The 24,201-nt window shown below is 63.7% G+C and carries 23 protein-coding genes; 8 read left to right on the forward strand and 15 right to left on the reverse strand.

Going from position 1 to position 24,201, the window contains the following annotated elements:
* Positions 1-6 precede the first annotated feature (6 nt).
* The 4 genes from N436_RS08160 to N436_RS08175 all read right to left on the reverse strand — a co-directional run bounded on the left by N436_RS08160 (position 7) and on the right by N436_RS08175 (position 5,680).
* Positions 7-1,146, reverse strand: a complete 1,140-nt coding sequence (locus N436_RS08160; protein WP_110740766.1) for a tyramine oxidase subunit B — start codon at positions 1,144-1,146, stop codon at positions 7-9.
* A 125-nt stretch (positions 1,147-1,271) separates the two neighbouring features.
* Entirely contained in the window at positions 1,272-2,489 is a 1,218-nt protein-coding gene (locus N436_RS08165; RefSeq protein ID WP_110740767.1) for a multidrug effflux MFS transporter, read from the reverse strand.
* 215 nt (positions 2,490-2,704) lie between these two features.
* On the reverse strand, positions 2,705-4,015 hold the full coding sequence (locus N436_RS08170) for a hypothetical protein (RefSeq protein ID WP_110740768.1): 1,311 nt from the start codon (positions 4,013-4,015) through the stop codon (positions 2,705-2,707).
* A 177-nt stretch (positions 4,016-4,192) separates the two neighbouring features.
* A complete protein-coding gene (locus N436_RS08175) occupies positions 4,193-5,680 on the reverse strand; it encodes an aldehyde dehydrogenase family protein (RefSeq protein ID WP_110740769.1) in 1,488 nt (495 codons plus the stop codon).
* Positions 5,681-5,888: 208 nt separating this feature from the next.
* Between N436_RS08175 and N436_RS08180 the strand changes: the two genes are divergently transcribed.
* From N436_RS08180 to feaR, 3 genes are all read left to right on the forward strand, one after another.
* Positions 5,889-7,385 carry an APC family permease gene (locus N436_RS08180; protein WP_110740770.1) on the forward strand — a complete coding sequence of 499 codons (1,497 nt, stop codon included), beginning with the start codon at positions 5,889-5,891 and terminating at the stop codon, positions 7,383-7,385.
* Entirely contained in the window at positions 7,366-7,938 is a 573-nt protein-coding gene (locus N436_RS08185; protein ID WP_105946701.1) for a DUF3156 family protein, read from the forward strand. Before N436_RS08180 ends, N436_RS08185 begins: the two co-directional genes overlap by 20 nt.
* Before the next feature lie 113 nt (positions 7,939-8,051).
* Entirely contained in the window at positions 8,052-8,996 is a 945-nt protein-coding gene (feaR, locus tag N436_RS08190; protein WP_025752803.1) for a transcriptional regulator FeaR, read from the forward strand.
* 30 nt (positions 8,997-9,026) lie between these two features.
* Here feaR and N436_RS08195 read toward each other — a convergent pair whose 3' ends face one another.
* Entirely contained in the window at positions 9,027-10,325 is a 1,299-nt protein-coding gene (locus N436_RS08195; protein ID WP_110740771.1) for an FAD-binding oxidoreductase, read from the reverse strand.
* A gap of 154 nt (positions 10,326-10,479) precedes the next feature.
* Between N436_RS08195 and hpaR (N436_RS08200) the strand changes: the two genes are divergently transcribed.
* A complete protein-coding gene (gene hpaR / locus N436_RS08200) occupies positions 10,480-10,902 on the forward strand; it encodes a homoprotocatechuate degradation operon regulator HpaR (RefSeq protein ID WP_105946703.1) in 423 nt (140 codons plus the stop codon).
* An 11-nt stretch (positions 10,903-10,913) separates the two neighbouring features.
* Here hpaR (N436_RS08200) and N436_RS08205 read toward each other — a convergent pair whose 3' ends face one another.
* Positions 10,914-11,504 (reverse strand): TetR/AcrR family transcriptional regulator, encoded by a 591-nt coding sequence (locus tag N436_RS08205; RefSeq protein WP_105946704.1) that lies wholly within the window; start codon positions 11,502-11,504, stop codon positions 10,914-10,916.
* Positions 11,505-11,706: 202 nt separating this feature from the next.
* Here N436_RS08205 and N436_RS08210 point away from each other — a divergent pair, with 202 nt between their 5' ends.
* On the forward strand, positions 11,707-12,876 hold the full coding sequence (locus N436_RS08210) for a p-hydroxyphenylacetate 3-hydroxylase oxygenase component (protein ID WP_110740772.1): 1,170 nt from the start codon (positions 11,707-11,709) through the stop codon (positions 12,874-12,876).
* A gap of 76 nt (positions 12,877-12,952) precedes the next feature.
* On the forward strand, positions 12,953-13,882 hold the full coding sequence (locus tag N436_RS08215) for a p-hydroxyphenylacetate 3-hydroxylase reductase component (RefSeq protein WP_110740773.1): 930 nt from the start codon (positions 12,953-12,955) through the stop codon (positions 13,880-13,882).
* 138 nt (positions 13,883-14,020) lie between these two features.
* Here N436_RS08215 and hpaI read toward each other — a convergent pair whose 3' ends face one another.
* The 8 genes from hpaI to N436_RS08255 all read right to left on the reverse strand — a co-directional run bounded on the left by hpaI (position 14,021) and on the right by N436_RS08255 (position 21,376).
* On the reverse strand, positions 14,021-14,824 hold the full coding sequence (gene hpaI, locus N436_RS08220; protein ID WP_105946707.1) for a 4-hydroxy-2-oxoheptanedioate aldolase: 804 nt from the start codon (positions 14,822-14,824) through the stop codon (positions 14,021-14,023).
* A gap of 10 nt (positions 14,825-14,834) precedes the next feature.
* On the reverse strand, positions 14,835-15,638 hold the full coding sequence (gene hpaH / locus N436_RS08225) for a 2-oxo-hept-4-ene-1,7-dioate hydratase (RefSeq protein ID WP_110740774.1): 804 nt from the start codon (positions 15,636-15,638) through the stop codon (positions 14,835-14,837).
* Between the two features lie 17 nt (positions 15,639-15,655).
* Positions 15,656-16,963 carry an MFS transporter gene (locus N436_RS08230; protein ID WP_110740775.1) on the reverse strand — a complete coding sequence of 436 codons (1,308 nt, stop codon included), beginning with the start codon at positions 16,961-16,963 and terminating at the stop codon, positions 15,656-15,658.
* 55 nt (positions 16,964-17,018) lie between these two features.
* Positions 17,019-17,423 carry a 5-carboxymethyl-2-hydroxymuconate Delta-isomerase gene (locus N436_RS08235; RefSeq protein WP_105946710.1) on the reverse strand — a complete coding sequence of 135 codons (405 nt, stop codon included), beginning with the start codon at positions 17,421-17,423 and terminating at the stop codon, positions 17,019-17,021.
* 61 nt (positions 17,424-17,484) lie between these two features.
* Positions 17,485-18,408: a 3,4-dihydroxyphenylacetate 2,3-dioxygenase gene (hpaD, locus tag N436_RS08240; RefSeq protein ID WP_110740776.1), complete on the reverse strand. Its 924-nt coding sequence runs from the start codon at positions 18,406-18,408 to the stop codon at positions 17,485-17,487.
* Between the two features lie 67 nt (positions 18,409-18,475).
* Positions 18,476-19,936: a 5-carboxymethyl-2-hydroxymuconate semialdehyde dehydrogenase gene (hpaE, locus tag N436_RS08245; RefSeq protein WP_110740789.1), complete on the reverse strand. Its 1,461-nt coding sequence runs from the start codon at positions 19,934-19,936 to the stop codon at positions 18,476-18,478.
* A gap of 5 nt (positions 19,937-19,941) precedes the next feature.
* A complete protein-coding gene (locus N436_RS08250) occupies positions 19,942-20,706 on the reverse strand; it encodes a fumarylacetoacetate hydrolase family protein (RefSeq protein WP_110740777.1) in 765 nt (254 codons plus the stop codon).
* 10 nt (positions 20,707-20,716) lie between these two features.
* Positions 20,717-21,376: a fumarylacetoacetate hydrolase family protein gene (locus N436_RS08255; RefSeq protein WP_105946713.1), complete on the reverse strand. Its 660-nt coding sequence runs from the start codon at positions 21,374-21,376 to the stop codon at positions 20,717-20,719.
* Between the two features lie 171 nt (positions 21,377-21,547).
* Between N436_RS08255 and hpaA the strand changes: the two genes are divergently transcribed.
* Entirely contained in the window at positions 21,548-22,453 is a 906-nt protein-coding gene (gene hpaA / locus N436_RS08260) for a 4-hydroxyphenylacetate catabolism regulatory protein HpaA (RefSeq protein WP_105946795.1), read from the forward strand.
* Between the two features lie 155 nt (positions 22,454-22,608).
* A complete protein-coding gene (hpaR, locus tag N436_RS08265) occupies positions 22,609-23,031 on the forward strand; it encodes a homoprotocatechuate degradation operon regulator HpaR (protein ID WP_105946714.1) in 423 nt (140 codons plus the stop codon).
* Between the two features lie 63 nt (positions 23,032-23,094).
* Here hpaR (N436_RS08265) and N436_RS08270 read toward each other — a convergent pair whose 3' ends face one another.
* Positions 23,095-24,183 (reverse strand): asparaginase, encoded by a 1,089-nt coding sequence (locus N436_RS08270; RefSeq protein ID WP_105946715.1) that lies wholly within the window; start codon positions 24,181-24,183, stop codon positions 23,095-23,097.
* Positions 24,184-24,201: the final 18 nt, after the last annotated feature.

The raw sequence follows: 24,201 nt of genomic DNA on the forward strand, positions 1-24,201 counted from the left end.
GAGGGATCAGCTGAGAACGGGGGTTTCCCAGAGGTTGAGCTTTACGCCGATGCCTTGTTCGAGCGCCTTGCGGTACACCACGGTGCCCCAGGCCACGTCCTCGACGGGCATGCCGCCGACCGACATCAGGATGATTTCGTCGTCGTGCAGGCGCCCTGGTGCATCGCCGCTGATGATCTTGCCGATGTCCTCCACCTGCTCGGCGGCCAGCTTGCCTTCGGCAATCATGTCCATGAAGCGCACGCCAACCAGCGGTACGTGGTTGTGTGCGGGCTTGGGCAACTCGGCGAACCAGGCTTCGTACAGGCCGGTGTTGTCCACCACCTTGCGCACGTCGTCCTGCTCCATGCCGGCGTCGATGCTGCACGGCGCCGGCATGGCCAGGAACGCGCCGGGCTTGACCCACTCACGGCGTACCAGCGGGTACTGGCTGGGGTCACCGACTTCGCCCGAACTGCAGTAGCTGACCAGGTCGGAGCCGCGTACCACGTCTTCCAGGGTTTCAACCACCTGGATCGTCGTGATTTGCGGGAAAGTGGCTTTGACCCAGGCAACGAAGGCATCCAGGTTCTTCTGGCCGCGGCCCTTGAGCTTGAGAGTGTCGATCAGCGGGCAGACGGCCATGAACGCGGCGACCGTGGTCTTGCCCATCACGCCCGGGCCGGCCAGGCCGATGACCTTGGCGTCCTTGCGTGCCAGGTGGCGTGCGCCCACACCCGGGATGGCGCCGGTGCGGTAGGCCGACAGCAGGTTGGCCGACATGTGCGCCAGCGGAGCGCCGGTGTCGGCATCGTTGAGGGTGAACATCAGGATCGAGCGCGGCAGGCCCTTTTCGCGGTTGGCGATGTTCGAGCCGTACCACTTGGCACCTGCGGTCTGGAAGTTGCCGCCCAGGTACGCCGGCATCGCCATCATGCGCCGGTCGGCGGTGGGCTTGGGCATGGTGGGGAACGGCGAGTGCTCGGGGAAAGTGATCATCGCGCCGTGCGAGTCGCTGTTCGGGCCGGCCATGCGGTAGTCGCCCTGGTACAGCAGGCCGAACATTTCTTCCATGGTGTCGACGCAGGCGGGCATGTCGGTCACGCCGGCGCGGATCATGTCCTGTTCGGACAGGTAGATGAAATCAATTCTGGTATCGGGGGTCATGGCGGGTCTCGCGGGGCTGGCTGCCGTCGGATTTATTGTTGGTGACGTGGCAGCCAGTTTCGCTAACGACTGGTAGGTCGTCTTGTGCCTGCCTGCCAGCCGAGTTGACCGTCAGTGCCAGGGCTTCAATGGCCAGCGAGCGAGAAGCTGGCGGGGGTGTCGCGCAAGCTGAAGGCCGTCAGCAGGCACACCACCAGGGTGCACAGGGCGAGCAGCGCGGCCCATGCGGTGGGACCGTGGCCGAGTACCACGGCGGCCAGCGGGGCAGCGCTGGCCGACACCGACAGCTGGATGGCGCCCAGCAGGGCTGCGGTGGAGCCCAAAGCCTTGTCTTGCGAAGCCATGACCAATGACATCAGCGTCGACTCGGCGATACCTAAACCGAACAGCGCCACCACCATGCCGCCAGCCACTCCCGGTAGCCCCAGGCCAGTGAGCGCACCGAGCAGGCTGATGCAGGCGCCGCCAGCCATGCACAGCACGCCCAGGCGGGTGAGGTTGTTCAGGCCCAGGCGGCCGATCAGGCGGCTTGCGGCCATGGCGCCGAACAGGATCGACACCCCGGTGGCACCGAACAACAGGCCAAAGGCCTGGGCGCTCAGGCCGTAGTGGGCCTGGTACACCAGTGTGGCGCCGCCGATGTAGGCGAACAGGAAGAAGAACACGGCAGCCACGGCCAGGGTCGGGCGCAGGAAGCGGCGGTCGGCGAGGATGGCCAGGTAGGTGCGGCAGGCGTGGCCGAGGTGCAGGGGGGCACGTTTGCTGACGGGCAGGGTTTCCGGCAGGTTCAGCAAGCTGTTGACCAGCACCGCCAGGCCCATGCCGGCAAGTACCAGCATCACTGCCCGCCAGCCGAAGTGCGCATCGATCACGCCGCCCAAGGCAGGTGCCAGGATCGGTGCCACGCCTTCGATGGTCATCAGCAAGGCGAACAGCTTGGTCGCGGCAACGCCTTGGCTCACGTCACGGACCATGCTCATGATCACCACCAGGGTCAGTGCGCTGCCCAGGCCCTGGAAGAAGCGCAGCGCAATCAGGGTATCGAGGCTGGGGGCTGCGGCTGCGCCGAGCGAACAGAGGATGAACAGCAGCAGGCCGGCCAGCAGCGGTTTTCGCCGGCCATAGGCGTCGACGATGGGGCCGAAGATCAACTGGCCGGCGCCCATGGCCAGCAGGAAGAAGGTGAGCGTCAGCTGCACACGGGTGAAGCTTGCCTGATAGTGGCTGGCGATTTCCGGCAGGCTCGACAGGTACATGTCGACAGCGGAAGGGCCGAGGGCGCCGACCAGGCCGAGGCCCAGGGCGAAGCTGAAGCGTATTGGGGGGGAGGGATCTGCTTGCATGGTTTTCTCTGGTTGATTTTTCGCCTACCGGTCGGTAGGTTGGCGAATATTATTCGCCAGGCCAGGCAAGGTCAAACCCATCTGTGGGCCAGTCACCCACCTCTGTGGGAGCGGGCATGCCCGCGAACACCGGCAAAGCCGGTGCCATACACCGAGTCGCCTGCTTCGCGGGCATGCCCGCTCCCACAGGGATCCTGCCAGTTTCAAAGGTGGCTTCAGAACGGCACGGCCACGGTCAACTGGCTGTACACATTGGTGCCATTTCCCCCCACCTGGTTGCCACCGTTACGCTCGTCCTTGCGTGGTTGGTACAGGCCCACCAGCGGGCTGATGATCAGGTGTTCGTTGACCGCCCATTCCACGTACAGGTCCAGCTCGCGGGCATCGAGGTTGAGGCTGTCGCGGGTGCGCACGGTGTCGAAGTCGAAGTACAGGGCGCCGACCGTAACGTTTTCCAGCGGCGTCGCCTTCACGCCCACATGGTGGATGCCGGTGTTGCTGTTGAAGGGGCCGGCATAGTTGGCCGCGACTTCACCCTGGAACCAGGTGCCGTAACCGCTGGACAAGCCGCTGAACAGCGAGTCCCAGCCAGCCGAGTAGCGGGTATAGCGGTAGGTGATCGAGGGGGCCCAGGGCAGGTCGGCGAAGGTGTAGCCGGCCTGCAGGTACCAGGCTTGCTCTGGGCCGTCGGTCTTGTCCTGCCAGGCGTATTCGAAGGCGAAACTGGCATTGTCGATGCCGGCACTGCCTTCGCCGCGCACGCTGTACACGTCCATGCCTTCACGGGCCTTCTGGAAGTCGCTGGCCCACTGGTCGGCGACGTCGATGCCGTGGATCCAGGTCAACCCCACGGTGCCCAGCGCATGGGTGTAGTCCAGTGTGCCAGCGGCCAGTTCGGTTTCGGCCTGGGCGCGGTTGTCGGATTTCAGCCACAGCAGGCTGCCGTGCAAACCTTCGCTGCCACCCAGGCGCAGCATCGCCGTGCGGTCGAAGGCGTGGCGGGCGGCGAGGTAGTAGGCACCACCACGGTCCAGCGCACCCTCTGCCACGCCATTGCCCAGGTTCGGGCCGTCATCGTTGATCAGGAAGCCGCTGCCCAGGCGAATGGTCTGGCGGCCGGCGGAAATATCCACGCCATCCTTGCCCAGCACGGGGAACAGGTCGGCCGAGCGCCAGCCGAGGAAGGCGTCCTCGATCTTGGTGGTGCGTTCGGAGCCGTCGGTGTTGCCGGCTGCATCGCCATCGTCCCAGGTGGCCGAGCTTACCCAGTTCAGGCTGCCATACAGTGTGCCGTTGCCGGCCAGGCCCTGGTCACCGCTGAGGCCATACTTGATGAAGCCCTCGCGCCAGGTTGATCCCCCCGAGGTGCCGTCGTAGTTCTTGCGGCTGTTGAACATGCCCCAAACCGCCAGCATGTCGGCGTTCAGGTGGCTGTCGTCGTCTGCGTACAACTCAACAGCCTGCGCGGCCTGGCTGGCCAGCAGGGTGGCCAGTGCCAGGGTGGACAGCGTTTGCGGTTTGACCATTACACATCCCTCGATTGTTCTCGGCCCGCTTCACGGGGGCCTTTGTTGTTCGGGGGCACCCTCGGCTTGGCGAGGGGCCATCGCGGTTGGCGGCGATGGCCTATTAGGGCGTGTGCGCTGGGGCGGGGTCTTGTTCGTGGCTGCCAAGGCGCTTGCACGCCTTGGCCAAGGGGTGGGTCAGTAGCGGATCATCACCGATTTGAGTTCGGTGAAGTCATCGATGAACGCCGAGCCGAACTCGCGGCCGATGCCGGATGCCTTGATGCCGCCAAACGGTACCGCCGGGTCGAGCAGAGTGTGCATGTTCACCCAGAGGGTGCCGGCCTGGATTTCCGGGATCATGCGCATGGCCTTGGCCAGGTCGTTGGTCCACAGGCTGGCGCTGAGGCCGTAGGGCGAGGCGTTCATCAGGTGCAGCAGTTCGTCTTCGTCGTCATAGGGCAGGAAGGTGGCTACCGGGCCGAAGGTTTCCTGATTGAGCAGGGTGTCGCTGGCCGACCTGGCGAGGATTACCGTGGGTTCGACGAAGCAGCCCGGGCCATCGCCTACCTTGCCACCATGGATGATCTGGCTACCCTCGGCGCGTGCGATGGCGAACAGTTCGGCCAGCTTCTGCTGGTGCGGTTTGTTGGCCACCGGGCCGAACTGGGTGGCTTCGTCCAGCGGCGAGCCGATTTTCAGCTGGCCCAGGCGCTGGGACAGGGCGTCCAGCAGCGGGTCGATGCGCGAGCGGTGCACGTAGAAGCGCTCACCCGCAGCGCAGATTTGCCCCGAATGCAGGAAGCCGGCTTCGATGATGCCGTTAACGGCCTTGTCGGTTGCCACATCGGGCAAGAAGGCCACTGCGTTCTTGCCGCCCAGTTCCAGCGTCGCGCGGGTCAGCTTGGCGCCCATGGCGGCCTGGCCGACGGCGATACCCGTGGGCACGGAGCCGGTGAACGAGACCTTGTCGGTGCCCGCGTGCTCGATCAGCGCCTTGCCCACCAGGCCGCCACCGGTCAGCACGTTCAGTGCCCCGGCCGGCAGGCCAGCTTCTGTGGCCAGTTCGGCAATACGCAGCAACGTCAGCGGGGTGAACTCGCTGGGTTTGAGGATGATGCTGCAGCCGGTGGTGAGCGCCGAGGCCAGCTTCCAGATGGCGATCATGGTGGCGAAGTTCCACGGCACGATGCCCACCACCACGCCGATCGGTTCGCGCAGGGTAAAGGCGCTGTAGCGTTCACCCGCAAACGAGGGCAGCGACGGGGTGATGGTTTGCCCGGTGATCTTGGTGGCCCAGCCGGCGTAGTAGCGCAGGAAGTGTGCCGCCTGCTCTACTTCGAAGGCGCGGGAGATGCCGATGAGCTTGCCGGACTGCAAGGTTTCCAGCTGCGCCAGTTCTTCACGGTTGGCTTCCAGCAGGTCGGCCAGTTTGAACAGTACGGCGGCGCGGGCGGCTGGGCTGGTGCGCGACCACGTTGTGAAGCCTTGGCGCGACGAGCTGACGGCCTGGTCGACATCGGCCTGGTTGGCGTCGGCGATGTGGGCGATGGTCTGGCCGTTGGCCGGGTTGATCACGGCAACTTTCGCGGACGATTGGCTGGCGAGGTGCTGACCGTGGATGAACACGCCATGCTCGCGGGCCAGGAATGCCGTGACGGCAGGAAGGAGGGTAATGTCGCTCATGCAAACTCCGGGGGCAGGAAGCCAAAGCCTGCAGCTTAGTGAGCGGGCGAGAGCGGTTCTTGTGCCAGCGTGACAGCGGCATGACTGTGGCTGCCAGGTGCTGGCAGGCAGCAACAAACCCGGCGGCAGCCATTGGCAAGACGCAATGCCACCCACAGCGCAGAGTAATCACTCGTTCAACGCCACAAAAACAAGCCGGGGCACAACGATGTCACTCAATAACAAGCTCACCGAGCACCTCAACCGCGGTACGGTCGGTTTCCCCACCGCACTGGCCAGCACTGTCGGGCTGATCATGGCCAGCCCGGTGATTCTCACCGCGACCATGGGCTTTGGCATCGGCGGCAGCGCCTTTGCCGTGGCCATGGTCATTGCCGCGCTGATGATGCTGGCGCAGTCCACCACCTTCGCCGAGGCCGCGTCGATCTTGCCGACTACAGGCTCGGTGTACGACTACATCAACTGCGGCCTGGGCCGCTTCTTCGCCATCACCGGCACGCTGTCGGCCTACCTGATCGTGCATGTGTTTGCCGGTACCGCCGAAACCATCCTCTCGGGCGTGATGGCGCTGGTGAACTTCGAACACCTCAACACCCTGGCAGAATCCGCCGGCGGATCGTGGCTGCTGGGGGTGTGCTTCGTGCTGGCGTTCGCGGTGCTCAATGCCTTTGGCGTCAGCGCCTTCAGCCGTGCAGAAGTGGTCCTCACCTTCGGTATGTGGACCACCTTGATGGTGTTCGGTGTGCTGGGCCTGATCGCAGCACCGGCAGTGGAGCTGGACGGCCCGTTCGGCGTATCGCTGGTGGGCACTGACCTGATGACCATCCTGTCGCTGATCGGCATGGCCATGTTCATGTTCGTCGGTTGCGAGTTCGTCACGCCTCTGGCGCCCGAGCTGCGTCGTTCGGCCTGGGTGCTGCCGCGTGCAATGGCACTTGGGCTGTTCGGCGTGGCCAGCTGCATGTTCATCTACGGTGCGGCGATGAAGCGCCAGGTGGAAAACGTGCTGCTCGATGCCGCCAGCGGCGTGCACCTGCTGGACACGCCCATGGCCATCCCGCGCTTTGCCGAGCAGGTGATGGGTGATATCGGCCCGGTGTGGCTGGGCATTGGTTTCCTGTTTGCTGGCGCTGCGACGATCAACACGCTGATGGCCGGTGTGCCGCGCATTCTCTATGGCATGGCGGTCGACGGCGCGCTGCCCAAGGTATTCACCTACCTGCACCCGCGCTTCAAGACGCCGCTGCTGTGCATCCTGGTGGTGGCGCTGATCCCTTGCCTGCACGCGTGGTACCTGGGCGGCAACCCGGACAACATCCTGCACCTGGTGCTGGCCGCCGTGTGTGCGTGGAGCACCGCCTACCTGCTGGTGACGCTGTCGGTGGTGATCCTGCGCATCCGCCGCCCGGACCTGCCGCGTGCCTACCGCTCGCCGTTGTTCCCGCTGCCGCAAATCGTCTCCAGCACGGGCATTCTGATCGGCATGGCGTTCATCACGCCGCCAGGCATGAACCCCGCCGACGTCTATGTGCCGTTTGCCATCATGCTGGGGGCGACTGCGGCCTACGCATTGTTCTGGACGCTGTGCGTGCAGAAGGTCAACCCGTTCAAGCCGGCGCGGGTGGAAGATGTGCTTGAGAAGGAGTTCGCCGCCGAGCCTGGCCATGCCGTGGAGCACGTCGTGCATGATCAAAAGTTTGCGTAAGCAGCTGTTGGCGCCTCGGGCGCCTTCCGGCTACCGCCCAGGGGCGACGTTGGTGTGTCTGGCGCGCAACCTAGGGCAGCAGGGCATCGCGTCGGCCGGGGTGTTTCAAGACCCGGCTCAAGGCTGGCGGGCCGAGGTGCATGAGCGTGTCGAGGCACACTTGCTGATGCACATCGTCACCTGCGAGTTCCAGTTGCAGGTCGCTGCCCGGCAAGGGGGCGATGTGAGCCTTGAAGTGCGCCATGCCGGTGCGTTGCGCCGCACGGGCCTCACCTGTGTATACCGCAAGGGCGACCAGGCGCGCTTCACCCGGCTGCGTGATGGCCTGCAACAGCATGACGCATTGCGGGCGGCACTGATGCCGCTGGACTTCAAGCGCCTGACCCTGGCCTGCCACGAGGGCCAGTGGCTGCTGACGCTGGAGCACATGGGGGGCAGCGAAGTGGTCAACCGCATGCCTGCGTTTCGCCGCTACATTTCGATCAGCCCGCAACAACGGGCGCATCTGATGGCCAGCCTGGCCCATTTCAGCACCTTGCTACCCGCTCTTTGATGACGCTTGGCATACGCCTTGCTGTGTCTACCGACAAATGATGACAGTTGTGCGCACATAGATAACATGTTAACAATGTGCGCATAACAACAAATCCTGCGTCGAGGGCAGCCATGCATACTCAACAATCCAACCGTCAGGGGCTGGAACGCTGGACCACGGCCATGCAGCAGATCTGCGGCCGCTTCGAGACGGAGCTTGCGTCCAATCACTCGCTGTTCATTGGCGAGGTTTCCACCTTTTCCCGCGCCGGCTTGCCGCTGGCCAACCTGCGCACCAACGCCGGCAACATCCGCCGGCTGGGCGAAAACCCCACCCTCGACGATGACCAGCATTGCTTTCTGGTGAGCCAGCGCGCGGGCCACTCGACCGTGTCCCAAGGCGGCATGCAGGTCAGCCTGGCGCCGGGCGAGTTGCTGCTGATGGATTCGGTCGGGCGTTGCGAGATCACCCCCAGCGGCTTGATCGAGCACGTCTCGTTGGCGCTGTCACGCGAGCAGGTGCGCAAGTACGTGCAGGGCAGTGGCCCGATGTTCGGCAAGATTTCCTCGACCAACGCCTGCGGGCGCATGTTGCATGTGTTGATGGACCAGCTGTGCAAGGACGGCAATGTGAGCGGTGATGGTGCCCAGGGTGACGCGCTGCAGACCGCTTTTGTTGCCTTGCTGGAGCCAGGCTTCGAGCGCCATGGCGAAACGCCGGGTAATCTTGGGGCCTTGAGCGGCGCCAATCTGCGGGGTTACGTGCAGCAGGTGATCGACGAGTCGCTGTCACAGCCTGGGCTTACTCCCTCCAGCCTGGCCGGGCGCCTGAACATTTCGGTTCGCCACCTGTACCGGCTGTTCGAGGAGGAGGGCGATAGCGTATGCCGCTACATTCAGCGGGCACGGCTGAAGCGCAGCGCCGATGACCTGGCCAACCCGTTCTTCAAGGGCGAGTCGATTACCTCGATCGCCTACAAGTGGGGGTTTACCGACTCGGCGCATTTCAGCCGTTCGTTCAAGAAGCAGTTCGAGCGCTCGCCCAAGGACTATCGGGCTCAGGTTACCGCCAGGTAATGCTTGACGAACAACTCGCTGTCAGAAGGTTCAGCGACGGCCGTTGAAGTAGCCCGACAGCTGGTGCACGGTCTTGCCGGCGGTGAGCAGCAGCGGGCGGAAATGGTCCTTGCCGAAGATGCGCGCATGCTTGACCGCGCTGACCAGGTCATAGCGCTTCGATCCTTCCTGCATGCCCTCGGCGAGGACTTTGCAAATGATGTGGCTGGGCGTGACGCCAAAGCCCGAATAGCCCTGCACATAGAAGGCATTGGGCCGGTTGCTGAGGGTGCCGATCTGTGGGAACAGGTTGGCACTGGTGGCCATCGGGCCACCCCAGGCCAGGTCGATGCGCACGTCTTTCAGGTAGGGGAAAATCTTCAGCATCAGGGCGCGGTTCCAGGCCTTCAGGTCCAGCGGGAAGTGCTCGATAAAGGGCGTGGCCGCGCCAAACAGCAGCCGGTTTTCGCGGGTGACCCGGTAGTAGTCGATCACCGGGCGAATATCGCTGTAGGCTCCGCGAATCGGGCTGATGCGCTCGATCAGCTCGTCCGCCAATGGTTCGGTCATCATCTGGAAGGCATAGGTGTTGATGGTGCGTGCGTGCAGTTCTGGCTCCAGCTTGTTGAGGAAGCTGTCGCAGGCCCACAGCAGCTTGCTGGCGCGTACCGAGCCGCGGCCAGTGCGCACCTTGATGCGCTCGCCGTAGGTCACTTCCAGAGCGGGGCTGTGTTCGAAGATGCGCGCACCATGGCCGACCAGTGCCTGTGCCTCGCCCAGCAGCAGGTTGAGTGAGTGTACGTGGCCACCGCCCATGTGCAGCAGGGCGCTGCTGTAGGCATTGCTGCCGATGATCTGGCGCACTTCACTGCCGCCCAGAAACCGGATTTCGTCGTGTGTGTTGATCGCCTTGAATGCCTTTTCCCATTGGCGCAGGGTCTGTTCCTGGCGGCGGTTGAAACCCATGTACCCGTAACCGTGGCAGAAGTCGGCGTCGATGGCGTAGCGGGCGATGCGCGCCTTGATGATGCCGGCGCCCAGTTCGCTGATCTCGAAAATGTCCCTCACACCCTGGTCGCCGACACTGCTGCGGATCTTCTCCAGGTCGTGGCCTATGCCTGCCATGATCTGTCCGCCGTTGCGCCCGGTACCGCCATAACCCAGGTAGCGGGCTTCGAGCACGACGACATTGGTCACGCCGTTTTCTGCCAGCTCCAGTGCGGTATTGATGCCAGAGAAGCCGCCACCGATCACCACCACATCGGCCTCGATGTCGCTTTCCAGCGTGGGGAAGCTCAGGTTGTACTTCTTGGTCGCCGAGTAGTAGGTGGGGCTTTCGAGGGTGATCATGTCGCAGCCTGCTGAATTGAAAGGGTGATATGGCCGTTTCGAGGGGCGCCCGGGCGTTGCTGCAACGAAATGGCTAGAAACCATTCTATTAATGTATTAATGATTGTGCACTGGCATACTCGCCGGTTTGCTATTCTCAGCCCCACGAGCCCGCATGACCACACCAAGACCCTCCCTGACCCTGACCTTGCTGCAGGCGCGCGAAGCCACCATGGCGTTCTTCCGCCCGGCGTTGAATGCCCATGACCTGACCGAGCAGCAATGGCGGGTAATCCGTATCCTGCGTCAGCAAGGTGAGCTGGAAAGCCATCAGCTGGCCGAACTGGCGTGTATCCTCAAACCCAGCATGAGCGGGGTGCTCAAGCGTCTGGAGCGCGACGGCATTGTGGGGCGGCGCAAGTCGCCGGACGATCAGCGCCGGGTGTTCATCAGCCTGACGGACGCCGGCCAGCAGGCGTTCTTGGCGATGAGCGAGGAAATGGCGCGCAACTACGACAAGATCATCGCCCAGTTCGGCGAGGACAAGCTGCAGCAGCTGATGCAGCTGCTGGATGAAATGAGAAAGATAAAACCCTGACTCACCCGGCGTCAGGGGTTGAGCGACAGCGAATCTTCCAGCACTTTCAGCAGCGCTGCCGCGCGCCGTTCATAGGCGCCTGGGCCTGCGTACATCAGTTCCACATACAGGCTGTCGATGATGCCTTGGTAGGCATCGGCATACAGTGCCAGCCGGCTTTCTGCCCAGCCGTGGCGAGCTTGCAGGGCCTGGCAGAACCCCACACGTATGCCGTCCAGGTAGTGCTCGAAGCCCGATGTAACAACCGGCTTGATGCTTGCCGGGGGCAGGAACGCCGTGCGCAGCACAAAGCGCAGTTCGGCCGAGTCGCGATAACGGTCTGCCAGGTGCAAGGCCAGCCAGTGACCGGGTGCCAGGCCGTCGCGGGTTTCCTGGGCAAAGGCGTGCTCGACAAAGGCCGTTTCCTGCACCAGCGCCCGCTGGAACACTTCCACGAACAAGGCATCCTTGTTGGCGAAGTGCGCATACAGGGAGGCCTTGCGCATGCCGGCCAGCTGGGCGATTTCGTTCAGCGAAGAGGCGTCGTAGCCGTACTCGGCAAAATGGCCGACGGCGGCATCGCACACACGCACCGCAGAAGGGGAAAGGTCTTTCAACTGCATCGCTCCGTCAGGGGCGCGGTGGCCCGCGCGCGTCTTGAGGGGGGGATTGTGGTGATCGAAAATGCACGGGTCAATGCTTGTCGCAGGGCAATTTGACCGCGCCATGGAAAGTACAATGTTCCCCTCGTAACGTGCATTCCGCCGCCCAATTACGGCTCACATACTGATCGCGTCTTCGAATCCAATAAGAAAGAGACCGTTCATGAAAAAGCCAAACCCGCTGCTGGAAGACCTGAAGTCCATCCTGCCGACCATTGCCGCCAACGCCATGCGCGCAGAACAGGACCGCAGTGTGCCGGCAGAGAACATTGCCTTGCTGAAAAGCATCGGCATGCACCGCGCTTTCTTGCCCAAACTTTACGGTGGCATGGAAATCACCCTGCCGGAATTCGCCCAGTGCATCGCGTTGCTGGCCGGTGCCTGTGCCAGCACCGCCTGGGCCATGAGCCTGCTGTGCACCCACAGCCACCAGATGGCGATGTTCTCGCCCAAGCTGCAGCAAGAAGTGTGGGGCGCCGACCCGGACGCCACCGCCAGCAGCAGTATCGCGCCGTTCGGCCGTACCGAAGAGGTCGAGGGTGGGGTTTCGTTCAGCGGCGAGATGGGCTGGAGCTCCGGTTGCGACCACGCCGAATGGGCGATCCTCGGTTTCCGCCGCAAGAATGCCGAAGGCAGCCAGGATTACTGCTTTGCCATCCTGCCACGCAGCGACTATGAAATCCGTGATGACTGGTATGCCGTGGGCATGCGCGGCAGTGGCAGCAAGACCCTGATCGTGCGCGATGCCTTCGTGCCCGAGCATCGGATCCAGAAGGCCAAGGACATGATGGAGGGCAAGTCGGCAGGCTTTGGCTTGTACCCCGACAGCAAGATTTTCTTCGCCCCGTACCGCCCGTATTTCGCCAGTGGCTTCTCCACGGTCAGCCTGGGTGTTGCCGAGCGTATGCTGGAGGTGTTCCGCGAGAAAACCCGTAACCGCGTGCGGGCCTACACCGGTGCAGCCGTTGGCGCCGCCACCCCGGCGCTGATGCGCCTGGCCGAATCCACCCACCAGGTGGCTGCTGCCCGCGCGCTGCTGGAAAAGAGCTGGGACGAAATTGCCGAGTACAGCGCCCGCCATGAATACCCCACGCGGGGCACGCTGGCGTTCTGGCGCACCAACCAGGGTTATGCGGTGAAGATGTGCATCCAGGCCGTCGACCGGCTGATGGAAGCGGCGGGCGGTGGCGCCTGGTTCGAGAGCAACGAACTGCAGCGGCTGTTCCGCGATTCGCACATGACCGGTGCCCATGCCTACACCGACTACGACGTGTGTTCGCAAATCCTCGGCCGGGAGCTGATGGGCCTGGAGCCCGACCCGGCCATGGTCTGAGCCGCCAGCTTTGTAACCATCCCCACAAGCACAACAACAATCAGGGCAGGCTGCCAGGCCTGCCCGGGAGCTTTGCATGTCCAACGAAACCTTCGATTCACGTGCCTTCCGCCGCGCCCTGGGCAACTTCGCCACAGGCGTGACCGTGGTGACCGCCGCCGGCCCCAGTGGCCGCAAGGTCGGCGTCACTGCCAACAGTTTCAACTCGGTGTCGCTGGACCCGGCGCTGATCCTGTGGAGCATCGACAAGCGCTCGACCAGCCATGAGGTGTTCGAAGAAGCCTCGCACTTTGCCGTGAACATTCTGGCGGCTGACCAGATCGACCTGTCCAACAACTTCGCCCGGCCGAAGGAAGACCGCTTTGCCGGTATCGACTACGAAACGGGGGCAGGCGGTGCGCCGCTGTTTGCCGACTGCGCGGCACGCTTCGAGTGCGAAAAGTACCAGCAGCTGGACGGTGGCGATCACTGGATTCTGGTGGGCAAGGTGGTGGCCTTCGACGATTTCGGCCGCTCGCCGCTGCTGTACCACCAGGGCGCCTATTCCATGGTGCTGCCGCATACCCGCATGACCCGGCGCGCAGAGGGGCAGGCACCGAGCAGCCATTTCCAGGGCCGCTTGCAGCACAACCTTTACTACCTGATGACCCAGGCATTGCGGGCGTACCAGGCTGACTACCAGCCACGCCAACTGTGCACCGGGCTGCGGACCAGTGAGGCGCGCATGTTGATGGTGCTGGAGAACGATGCGGGGCTGAGCCTGAACGAGCTGCAACGGGAAGTGGCGATGCCGGCTCGGGAGATCGAGGAAGCGGTGGCCAACCTCAAACGCAAAGGGTTGATTGCCGATGATGAAGGGCGGGTGCGCTTGTCGGTGAAGGGTGTGGATGAGACTGAGGCGTTGTGGACCATTGCCCGGGAGCAGCAGGACAAGGTGTTTGGGCAGTTCAGTGATGAGCAGGTAGATACCTTCAAGACCGTGCTCAAGGCGCTAATCAATATCTGAAGTTGAAAAGCTGGGGCCGCTTTGCGGCCCATCGCCGGCAAGCCAGCTCCCACAGGGACCGCACAATGCTCAAGGGCTGCGCAGTACCTGTGGGAGCTGGCTTGCCGGCGATGGGCTGCGCAGCAGCCCCAAAGTGCCTCAGTAGACACTCCCTCCGGCACTGCCAACGACCGGGGTATCCTTGAACTTCCCCGCCAACTCGCGCAACCCGCGCATCAGCACCGTGGTATCCACTCCCACCGCCACAAACGCCGCACCCAGCTCGATGTAACGCCGCGCCAGTTTCTCGTCCGCGCTGAGAATGCCGGCAGCCTTGCCCGCCTTGCCAATACGCACGATGGCGTCTTCGATCGCTGCCTGCACTTCAGGGTGCCCAGGATTGCCCCGGTGGCCCATCGCGGCACTCAGGTCCGCAGGCCCGATAAACACGCCATCCACACCCTCCACCGCAGCGATCTCGTCCAGGTTGGCCAAGCCTTCCTTGTTCTCGATCTGCACCAGCAGGCACATCTGCTCATCCGCATGGTCCAGGTAACCGGGGATGCTGTTCCAGCGCGAAGCCCGCGCCAGTGCGCTACCCACCCCGCGAACGCCTTTGGGTGGGTAATGCATGGCCTTCACCAGCTGCTGCGCCTGCTCAGCGCTTTCCACCATTGGCACCAGCAACGTCTGCGCGCCAATATCCAGCACTTGTTTGATCAGCGCGGTATCACCGATCACCGGGCGGATTACCGCCTGGCTGGGGTAGGGCGCCACCGCCTGCAACTGCGCCAGCATGCCGCGCAGGTCGTTGGGCGCGTGTTCGCCGTCGATCAGCAGCCAGTCGAAACCGGCATTGGCAGCCAGCTCGGCACAGTAGGCATCGGCCAGGCCGAGCCACAGGCCGATCTGCGGCTCGCCGCTGCGCAGGCGTTGCTTGAAGTGATTGATGGGCATGTCCATGGGCAGGTCCTCAAACGAAGCGGCAGGCGATGGAGCCGAGCATGTCGTAGTCGACGTGGAAGGTGTCGCCAGGGCGCGCAGCGACCGGGCGGGTGAACGAGCCGCCCAGGATGATCTGGCCAGGTTGCAGGGTGACGTCGTACGCGGCCAGTTTGTTGGCCAGCCAGGCCACGCCCTTGGCCGGGTGGTTGAGCACGGCGGCGCTGACCCCGGACTCCTCGATTACGCCGTTACGGTAAAGCACGGCTGGCACCTTGCGCAGGTCGATCTCGGTAGGGCGCACGGCGCGTCCACCCATGACCACGCCCGCATTGGCCGCGTTGTCGGAAATGGTGTCGAACACTTTGCGGGTAGCCTGGGTTTGCGGGTCGACCTGCTGAATGCGTGCGTCGATGATTTCCAGTGCCGGGATCACCCATTCGGTGGCGTCCAGCACGTCGAACACCGTGACGTTCGGGCCTTTCAGCGGCTTGCCGAGGATGAACGCCAACTCCACCTCAACGCGCGGCACGATGAAGCGTTCGAGGGGGATGTCGCTGCCCTCGTCGAACAGCATGTCGTCGAGCAGGGCACCGTAGTCGGGCTCGGTGATGTTCGACGACACCTGCATGGCGCGGGAGGTCAGGCCGATCTTGTGGCCTACCAGCTTGCGGCCGGCGGCGATCTTTTTCGCCACCCAGGCGCGCTGGATGGCGTAGGCGTCTTCGATGGTAATGGCCGGTTGTTCCAGCGAGAACTGGCGCACTTGCTCGCGGCTGCGTTCGGCCTGGTCGAGGCGTTCGGCGGCGTGCTGGATGAAAGCGTTGTCTAGCATGGGGGAGGTCTCTTGATTCAAGGGTTGACGATGGCGGCCCGGGTGCGCAGCACCAGCAGGCCACCCAGGGCGATGAACACGGCCAGTACGTACAGGGCCAGGCTGGCGCTGTGGGTGGTGTCACGTACCCAGCCGATGAAGTAGGGCGTGAAGAACGAGGCAATGCTGCCCAGCGAGCTGATCAGGGCAATGCCGGCCGCTTGGGTGCGTGAGTTGAGGAATGCCGGTGGCAGTTGCCAGAACATCGGCAGTGCGGCGCTGGCGCCCATGCCGGCCAGCACCAGGCCGGCCATTACCGGTAGCGGCTGCTCTGGCGCAATTGCAGCAATGGCGATGCCGACAGCGGCCATCAGCAGCGGTACGCACAGGTGCCAGCGGCGTTCACGCAGGCGGTCGCTGGAGCGGCCGCAGGTCAGCATGAACACGCAGCCGGCCAGGTATGGCACGGCGCTGAGCAGGCCGACGCTGGCATCGCTGCCCACCCCGGCACTGTGAATCAGGCTGGGCATCCAGAACGCCAGGGTGTTGACCGCCAGCATCACCGCGCAATACACCGCCACAAGCAGCCACAGCGCCGGGCTTGCGAAAATGGCGCTGAACGAGGTGACCGGCTTGCGCTGCTCTTCCTCGCCAAACTGGGCGCGCAGCGTGGCTTTCTGCTGATCGTCCAGCCAGCGTACCTTTTCGAAATGCTCCGGCAGCACGGCCAGCACCACCAGGCCCAGCAGTACCACCGGCGCGCCTTCAAGCAGGAACATCCACTGCCAGCCACGCAGGCCGGCGGTGTCGTGCATGAAGGCCAGGATAGCCCCGGACACCGGCCCGCCAACCACCCCGGCCAAAGGCACGGCAATGGCGAACAGCGCGGTTATCTGGGCACGGCGCCCGGCCGGGTACCAGCGGTTGAGGTACACCAGAATGCCCGGGAAGAACCCGGCCTCGGCCGCGCCCAGGGCAAAGCGCAGCAGGTAGAACGCGCTGCTGCTTTCGATCAGCAGCATGCTGGTGGACAACAGCCCCCATACCACCATCAGGCAGGCGATCCAGCGGCGCGGGCCGACGCGGTCGAGCATCAGGTTGCTGGGCACGCCGAACAGCGCATAGGCAATGAAGAACAGCCCGGCGCCCAGACCGTAGACGGTGTCGGACAAGTGCAGGTCCTGGCTCATCTGCATCTTGGCGAAGCCGATGTTGATGCGGTCCAGGTGGGCGAACAGGTAACACACCAGCAGCAACGGCATCAGCCGCCAGGTGACTGCCCGATGGGTACTGTCGGCCCGTTCAGCGTGGGCCTCGCGCGGCGAGGCGTGTTCGAGTGTGCTCATGTTTTTGTACTTGTTCTGTAATGAGTCAGGGAGGGCGTGGTTTTGAACCGGCGCGCTAGCGGTTGAACAGCGGGTGCAAGGTGCTGTGCTTGGCGTCGTAGACCTGGGCGGTGCTGTGGTCGATCTGCACGGTGATGCCGATCGGGCGCTGTTGCAGCAGTGGGTCCAGGCGGGCTTTCAACACCGCCAGCAGGTTGTCGCCTACTGCCTTGTGCACCTCGGCGCTGCGGCCGGTGGCCATGCGCAGGTTGGCGTACAGGAACCCGTAATCGCCCTTGCCGTCAGCCACCGCGCAATGGGCGGCGGGGTAGGCCAGCACGCGGGTGCCGCCGGTGGGGAACACCGCTTTGCCTTCGGCATCGCGCTGCTCCAGCATGGTGTCGGCCAGGGCACGGCACAGGCCGGGGATGTCGGCGTCGGTTTCCAGGTCGGGGGTGTAGAGCAGAACCAGGTGTGGCATGGGCGCTTCCTCGGTGAGGCGCGGCTGGCCATCCGTGGGCGGCCAGCCACAGACAGGTGAGTTACAAGCGGCTGGTGGACACCACCGCAGCCGGGTTGGCAGCCTGCGCCGCCGGGATGGACTTGCCATCCTGAGGGGTGACCGGGAAGATCGCGTTGATCTGGCCGGTGCCGGACGAGCCGAAGTAGGGCGTAACCACTTCAGCCTTGCCGTCGTAGTCGGACCAGCCCAGCGCACCCAGCAGCATGGCCGTGTCGTGCATGAAACCTTCGCCGTGGCCCTTGGCGGCGTACTCCGGCAGCATCCCGCAGAAGGCATCCCACTCGCCGTCCTGCCACATTTGCACCACGCGGTGGTCGAGGGTTTCCAGGAACGGGCTCCACACCTTGGTGGCGAAGTCCGGCGCCTGGCCGTTCTGCGCGAAGCGGTGCGACAGCGAGCCGCTGGCCAGGAACGCCACGGTGCCGTCGTAATGGTCTTCTACCGCCTTGCGCATGGCCCAGCCCAGGCGGGCGCTGTCGGCCAGGTAGTGCGAGGTGCACAGTGCCGAAACCGAGACCACCTTGAAGTGCTGGTCCTGGTTCATGTAGCGCATCGGCACCAGGGTGCCGTATTCAGGGGCGAGGGTGGTGGCGTGGTGGGCCATGGTCTCGACGTTGAAGCGGTTGCATTCCGCGGCCAGCAATTTGCCCAGCTCGGGGTTGCCGGGAAAGGCGTAGGGCATGTTGCTGATGAAGTGCGGCAGTTCGTTGCTGGTGTACACGCCCTCGAAGTGCGGGCCGCAGAGCACGTGGTAGTTGGCGTTGACCAGCCAGTGGGTGTCGAACACGACGATGGTGTCCACGCCCAGCTCGCGGCAGCGGCGGCTGATTTCGTAATGCCCGTCGATGGCTGCCTGGCGAAAGCCCTGACGTGGACCTGGCAGTTCGGACATGTACATGGAGGGGACATGCGTAATCTTGGCGGCGAGTGCCAGCTTGCCCATGGTTTGACTCCTTATTCTTGTGAGGCCGCCGGGCCGGCCCGCAGGCGCTGGCCCGGTGGCAAGTGGGTCACACGCCCCAGCGCGGGATGTGGTGGCTACCCATGGAAATACACACGTTCTTGATCTCTGCAAAGACCTCGAAGCTGTACTGCCCACCTTCGCGCCCGGTACCGGAGCCTTTCACGCCGCCGAACGGCTGGCGCAGGTCGCGCACGTTCTGGCTGTTGATGAACACCATGCCGGCTTCGATGCCGTGTGCCAGGCGGTGGGCCTTGCCGATGTCCTGGGTCCAGATGTACGAAGCCAGGCCGTACTCGGTGTCGTTGGCCAGTTGCAGCGCTTCGGCTTCGTCCTTGAACGGGATCAGGCACACCACCGGGCCAAAGATTTCTTCCTGGGCAATGCGCATCTTGTTGTTCACGTCGGCGAACACGGTGGGCTGGATGAACTGCCCTTTGGCCAGGTGCGCCGGCAGGTTGGCCGGGCGCTCCAGGCCACCGGCGACCAGGCGTGCACCTTCTTCGATGCCGATGCGAATGTAGCCGGTGACCTTGTCGTAATGCTGCTGGGTAATCATCGAGCCGACCTGGGTTTTCGGGTCGGTCGGGTCACCCACGATCAGGCGCTTGGCGCGGGCGGCGAACTCGGCAACGAACTGCGGGTACACGCTTTCCTGGATGAAGATACGGCTGCCGGCGGTGCAGCGTTCGCCGTTCAGCGAGAAGATGGTGAACAGTGCGGCGTCCAGTGCGCGTTCCAGATCAGCGTCTTCGAAAATCAGCACCGGCGACTTGCCGCCCAGTTCCATCGAGTACTTTTTAAGGCCGGCGGTCTGCATGATCTTGCGACCGGTAGCGGTGCCGCCAGTGAAGGAAATCGCGCGCACATCCGGGTGGCGGACCAGCGCGTCGCCGGCAGTAGCGCCGTAACCCTGGATCACGTTCAACACGCCGTTGGGGATGCCGGCTTCAACCGCCAGGCGGCCCAGTTCGTTGGCGGTCAGCGGCGACAGTTCGCTCATCTTCAATACTGCCGTGTTGCCCAGTGCCAGGCACGGCGCGGTCTTCCAGGTGGCGGTCATGAACGGCACGTTCCACGGGCTCACCAGGCCACACACACCCACCGGCTGGTACAGGGTGTAGTTGAGCATCTGGTCGTCGACCGGGTAGGTGTGGCCGTCCATGCGCGTGCACACTTCGGCAAAGAAGTCGAAGTTGTGCGAGGCACGCGGGATCAGCACGTTCCTGGTCTGGTGGATCGGCAGGCCGGTGTCGAGGGTTTCCAGCTCGGCCAGTTTCGGTACGTTCTGGTCGATCAGCTCACCCAGCTTGCGCATCAGGCGGGCACGTTCCTTGGCCGGGGTGTTGGCCCACTTGGGGAAGGCTTCCTTGGCTGCAGCCACCGCCTGGGCCACTTCTTCGGCGCCGCCGCTGGCGACTTCGCCAATGGCATCGCCGGTGGCCGGGTTGTAGTTGACGAATGTGTCTTTGCTCTCGACCTCACGGCCGTTGATCCAGTGCTTGATCATGCTGCTCATGCCTTGTTGTTCTTCAAGAAGTCAGCTTCGCTGACGATGCGGTTGACCAGGCGACCGACGCCTTCCACTTCCACCACCACTTCATCGCCCGGCACCACATCGGCCAGGCCTTCCGGCGTGCCGGTGGCGATCATGTCGCCCGGTTGCAGGGTCATGAAGCTGGAGAAGTATTCGATGAGGTGCGGGATGTCGAAGATCATGTCTGCGGTGGTGCCTTCCTGCTTCAGCTCACCGTTGATCCAGGTGCGCAGCTTCAGGTTGCTCACGTCCGGCACATCGGCGGCATCGACGATCCATGGGCCGACCGGAGTGGTAGCGTCGCGGTTCTTCACCCGCAGGTTGGGGCGGTAGTAGTTTTCCAGGTAGTCGCGGATGGCGTAGTCGTTGCACACGGTGTAACCGGCTACGTAGTCCAGGGCGTTTTCACGCTTGACGTTTTTTGCCGCCTTGCCAATGACCGCGACCAGCTCGCACTCGTAGTGCATGTATTCAACGTTGTCCGGGCGCCAGGTGACCTGGTTGTGGCCGGTGTAGGTGCCTGGCGATTTGATGAAGGCCAGGGGCTCGGTGGGCGGTGCGAAGGCCAGCTCCTTGGCGTGGTCGGCGTAGTTCAGGCCCAGGGCGAACATGCTGCCGGTGGCGGGCGGCAACCAGGTGACCTGGTTTTGATGGACCAGGCGGCCGTCGGCCAGGCGCAGGTGATCGTCTTCGACGGTAACGTCGTGAACCTGGCCGTCGAACTGGATACGGGCGTGTTTCACAGGTAATTCCTCACTCGGCGACGATGTGGTTGGTCAGCTTGCCCAGGCCGTCGATCTCGATATCGACGCGGTCGCCTGGCTGTACATCGACGCGGCCCTCGGGGGTGCCGGTGATCAGGATGTCGCCAGCGTGCAGGGTCATGAACTCGCTGATTTCGGCAATCAGCTGGGCCACCGTGCGCACGCAGTTGGCCGTGTTGTTGTGCTGGCGCAGTTCGCCATTCACATACAGGCGCAGGCCCAGGGCATCGGGGTTGGCCACCTGGCTGGCCGTTACCAGTTCGGGCCCGAACGGGCAGAAGCCGTCACGGCACTTGGCTTTGACTGCCGGGCGGTAGTAGCTGTCTTCGGGCAGGCTGACTTCGTTGACGATGGTGTAGCCCGCCACATGTTTCAGGGCATCGGCCACGCTGACGCGGCTGGCGTCCTTGCCAATCACCACACCCAGCGCCGGGCCAGGTTGCAGGCGCTGCACGCCGGCCGGGAATACGACCTGGCCTTCGTGCTGGTTGCGGGTGTTCGGGGTTTTCACGAACAGCACCGGCTTGACCGGCAACTGCTTGTACGGTGCTTCGACGAACGCCGCGTGGTGCTGCTGCAGCAAACCCTGGTAGTTCAGCGCGACGCCGAACAGGGTGCCGCTGGCAACTTCATGCAGGGCATGGCTCATGCTCTTCTCCTGGCAGTGCAGGGCGGTGGCCGTCCTGCGGATTTTGTTAATGTGTTAATGTTATAGTTAATATGTTAACGATGGTCAAGGGGTGGCCAGTGGCGCCTGCCGACAAGGCGGTGCACCATGGGCCATCGTCAACAGGGTCAAGCGATTTGCGAGCAAGCAGCCATGAGCGACCGGCATCCGATACCGAACATCAACATCGGCCAGGTCTACGACCAGCGCTACAGCGACAGCGAGGTGCATTACGACCGGCTGGGCAACCTGGCGGGCTTTTTCGGGCGCAACATGCCGGTGCACCGGCATGACCGGTTTTTTCAGGTGCATTACGTGAAGTCGGGCACGGTGCGCGTGTATCTGGATGACCAGCAGTACATCGAATCGGGGCCGATGTTTTTCCTCACGCCGCCGACGGTGGCCCATGCTTTCGTCACCGAGGCGGACAGCGACGGGCATGTGCTGACCGTGCGCCAGCAACTGGTGTGGCAACTGATTGAAGCCGATGCCAGCCTGCTGCCGGCAGGCATGCAGGTGCAGCCGGCCTGTGTGGCGCTGGGCAATTTGCCGACTGAATACCAGGCCGAGGCGCAGCGCCTGCAAGGTTGGCTGGAAGCGTTGAGCGACGAATTTGCCACGCAACAGCCGGGGCGCGAGGCGGCAATGCAGTCGCTGACGCGGTTGATCATGGTCAGCCTGTTGCGCTTGTGCCCCCACTCGCTGGAGTCGACCCCGGCGCGGCACGAAGACCTGAAAATCTTCCACCGTTTCAATGCACTGATCGAAGCGCATTACCTGGAGCACTGGCCGCTGGCCCGCTACGCGCAGCAAATTGGCGTGACCGAGGCGCGGCTGAACGACGTGTGCCGACGCATCGCCGACCTGCCGTCCAAGCGCCTGGTGCTGGAGCGGCTGATGCAGGAAGCCAAGCGCCTGCTGTTGTTCTCTGGCAGCACGGCCAACGAAATCTGCTACCAGCTCGGCTTCAAGGACCCGGCCTATTTCAGCCGCTTCTTCAACCGCTACGCCAAGCTTACGCCGGGTGAGTACCGCCAACGGCAGACGGGCTTGCAGTGAAAGGGCCATGGCAGGGCACCCGGAATGTGTTGTTGTTTGCAACGGATGGTCGCAGCCCGCGCGCCGGGCTTGAATGGGTTTTCCGTGGAACAGATTGCACTTTCCATCGCGCATGCCCTTAAATTCGTGAACAGAGAAAAACCACAGGCTTGACCATGACCAAGACGCAACCTTCGCTCACGCTGAGCCTTCTGCAGGCCCGGGAAGCCGCAATGGCATTTTTCAGGCCGCTGTTGAACGAGCACGACCTGACCGAGCAGCAATGGCGGGTGATCCGCATCCTCAAGCAGCATGGCGAGCTGGAGAATTACCAACTGGCAGAGCTGGCCTGCATCCTCAAACCGAGCATGACCGGGGTGCTGGGGCGGCTGGAGCGTGACGGGCTGGTGCGGCGACAGAAGGCCGCGCAGGACCAGCGACGTGTTTTCGTGACGCTGACCGAGGGCGGGGAGGCGTGCTTTGCCTCGATGAAGGAGGGGATGGAAGCCAATTACCAGAAGATTCAGACGCAGTTTGGCGAAGAGAAACTGCAGCAGCTGATGGGGTTGCTGAATGACCTGAAGCGCATCGCGCCCTGAGCCCTCCCAAGGCAGCGTAATGAAGCCCCCAGAGCCGGCGTGCCGGCCCTGAGGGCGGAACGATCAATACTCCCAGAAGATCCGCTGCAGCTCTTTGCTGTCCTGGGTCTTGGTCATCGCCACCATCGCCAGAATCCGCGCCTTTTGCGGGTTCAGGTCATGGGCCACGACCCAGTCGTTCTTGTCATCCGGCTGTTCGGCGTTGCGCAGCACGAAACCACCTTGGTTGACGTGCGACGAACGGATGATCTGCACACCATTCTTGCGCAGCTCCTGCAGCGCCGGCACTACCCGCGACGATACCGAGCCGTTGCCCGTACCGGCATGGATCAGCGCCTTGGCACCGTTCTGCGCCAGCGCCTTGTAGGCAGTGTCCGTCACGTTGCCATAGCCATAGGCGATGTCCACCTGCGGCAGGCTGCTGATCTGCTTGATGTCGAACTCGGAATTAACCGTATGGCGCTTGGCCGGCAGGCGGAACCAGTACGACTTGCCTTCCACCACCATGCCCATCGGGCCCCAGGCACTCTTGAACGCTTCGGTCTTGATGTTCACCGACTTGCTCACGTCACGGCCAGACTGGATCTCGTCGTTCATGGTCACCAGCACGCCCTTGCCGCGCGATTGCTTGTCGCTGGCCACGGCCACGGCGTTGTACAGGTTGAGCATGCCGTCGGCAGACATGGCAGTGCCCGGACGCATCGAGCCGACCACCACGATGGGCTTGTCGGTCTTTTCCACCAGGTTGAGGAAGTAGGCCGTTTCTTCGAGGGTGTCGGTGCCGTGGGTGATGACGATGCCGTCGACGTCTTTGCTTTCGGCCAGTTCGGCAACGCGCTTGCCCAGCTTCAGCAGGTCTTCGTTGGTGATGCTCTCGGATGCAATCTGCATCACTTGCTCGCCGCGTACGTTGGCCAGGTCGGCCAATTCAGGCACGCCGGCAATCAGCTTGTCGACGCCCAGCTTGGCGGCCTGGTAGGTGGCGCTGTTGGCGGCGCTGGCGCCGGCGCCGGCAATGGTGCCGCCGGTGGCGAGGATGACCACGTTGGCCAGCTTCTGCTGGGTTTCGGCTTCTTTGGCCGAGGCGGTGGCGGGCAGGATCAGCAGCAGGGCGAGGGCGCTGGGGGCGAAGGTTTTAAGTGCAGCATTCATCGTTATTGTTCTCTCTCT

Origin of the sequence: Pseudomonas sp. RV120224-01b (assembly GCF_003208145.1) — a bacterium.
Taxonomy (GTDB): Bacteria; Pseudomonadota; Gammaproteobacteria; order Pseudomonadales; family Pseudomonadaceae; genus Aquipseudomonas; species Aquipseudomonas monteilii.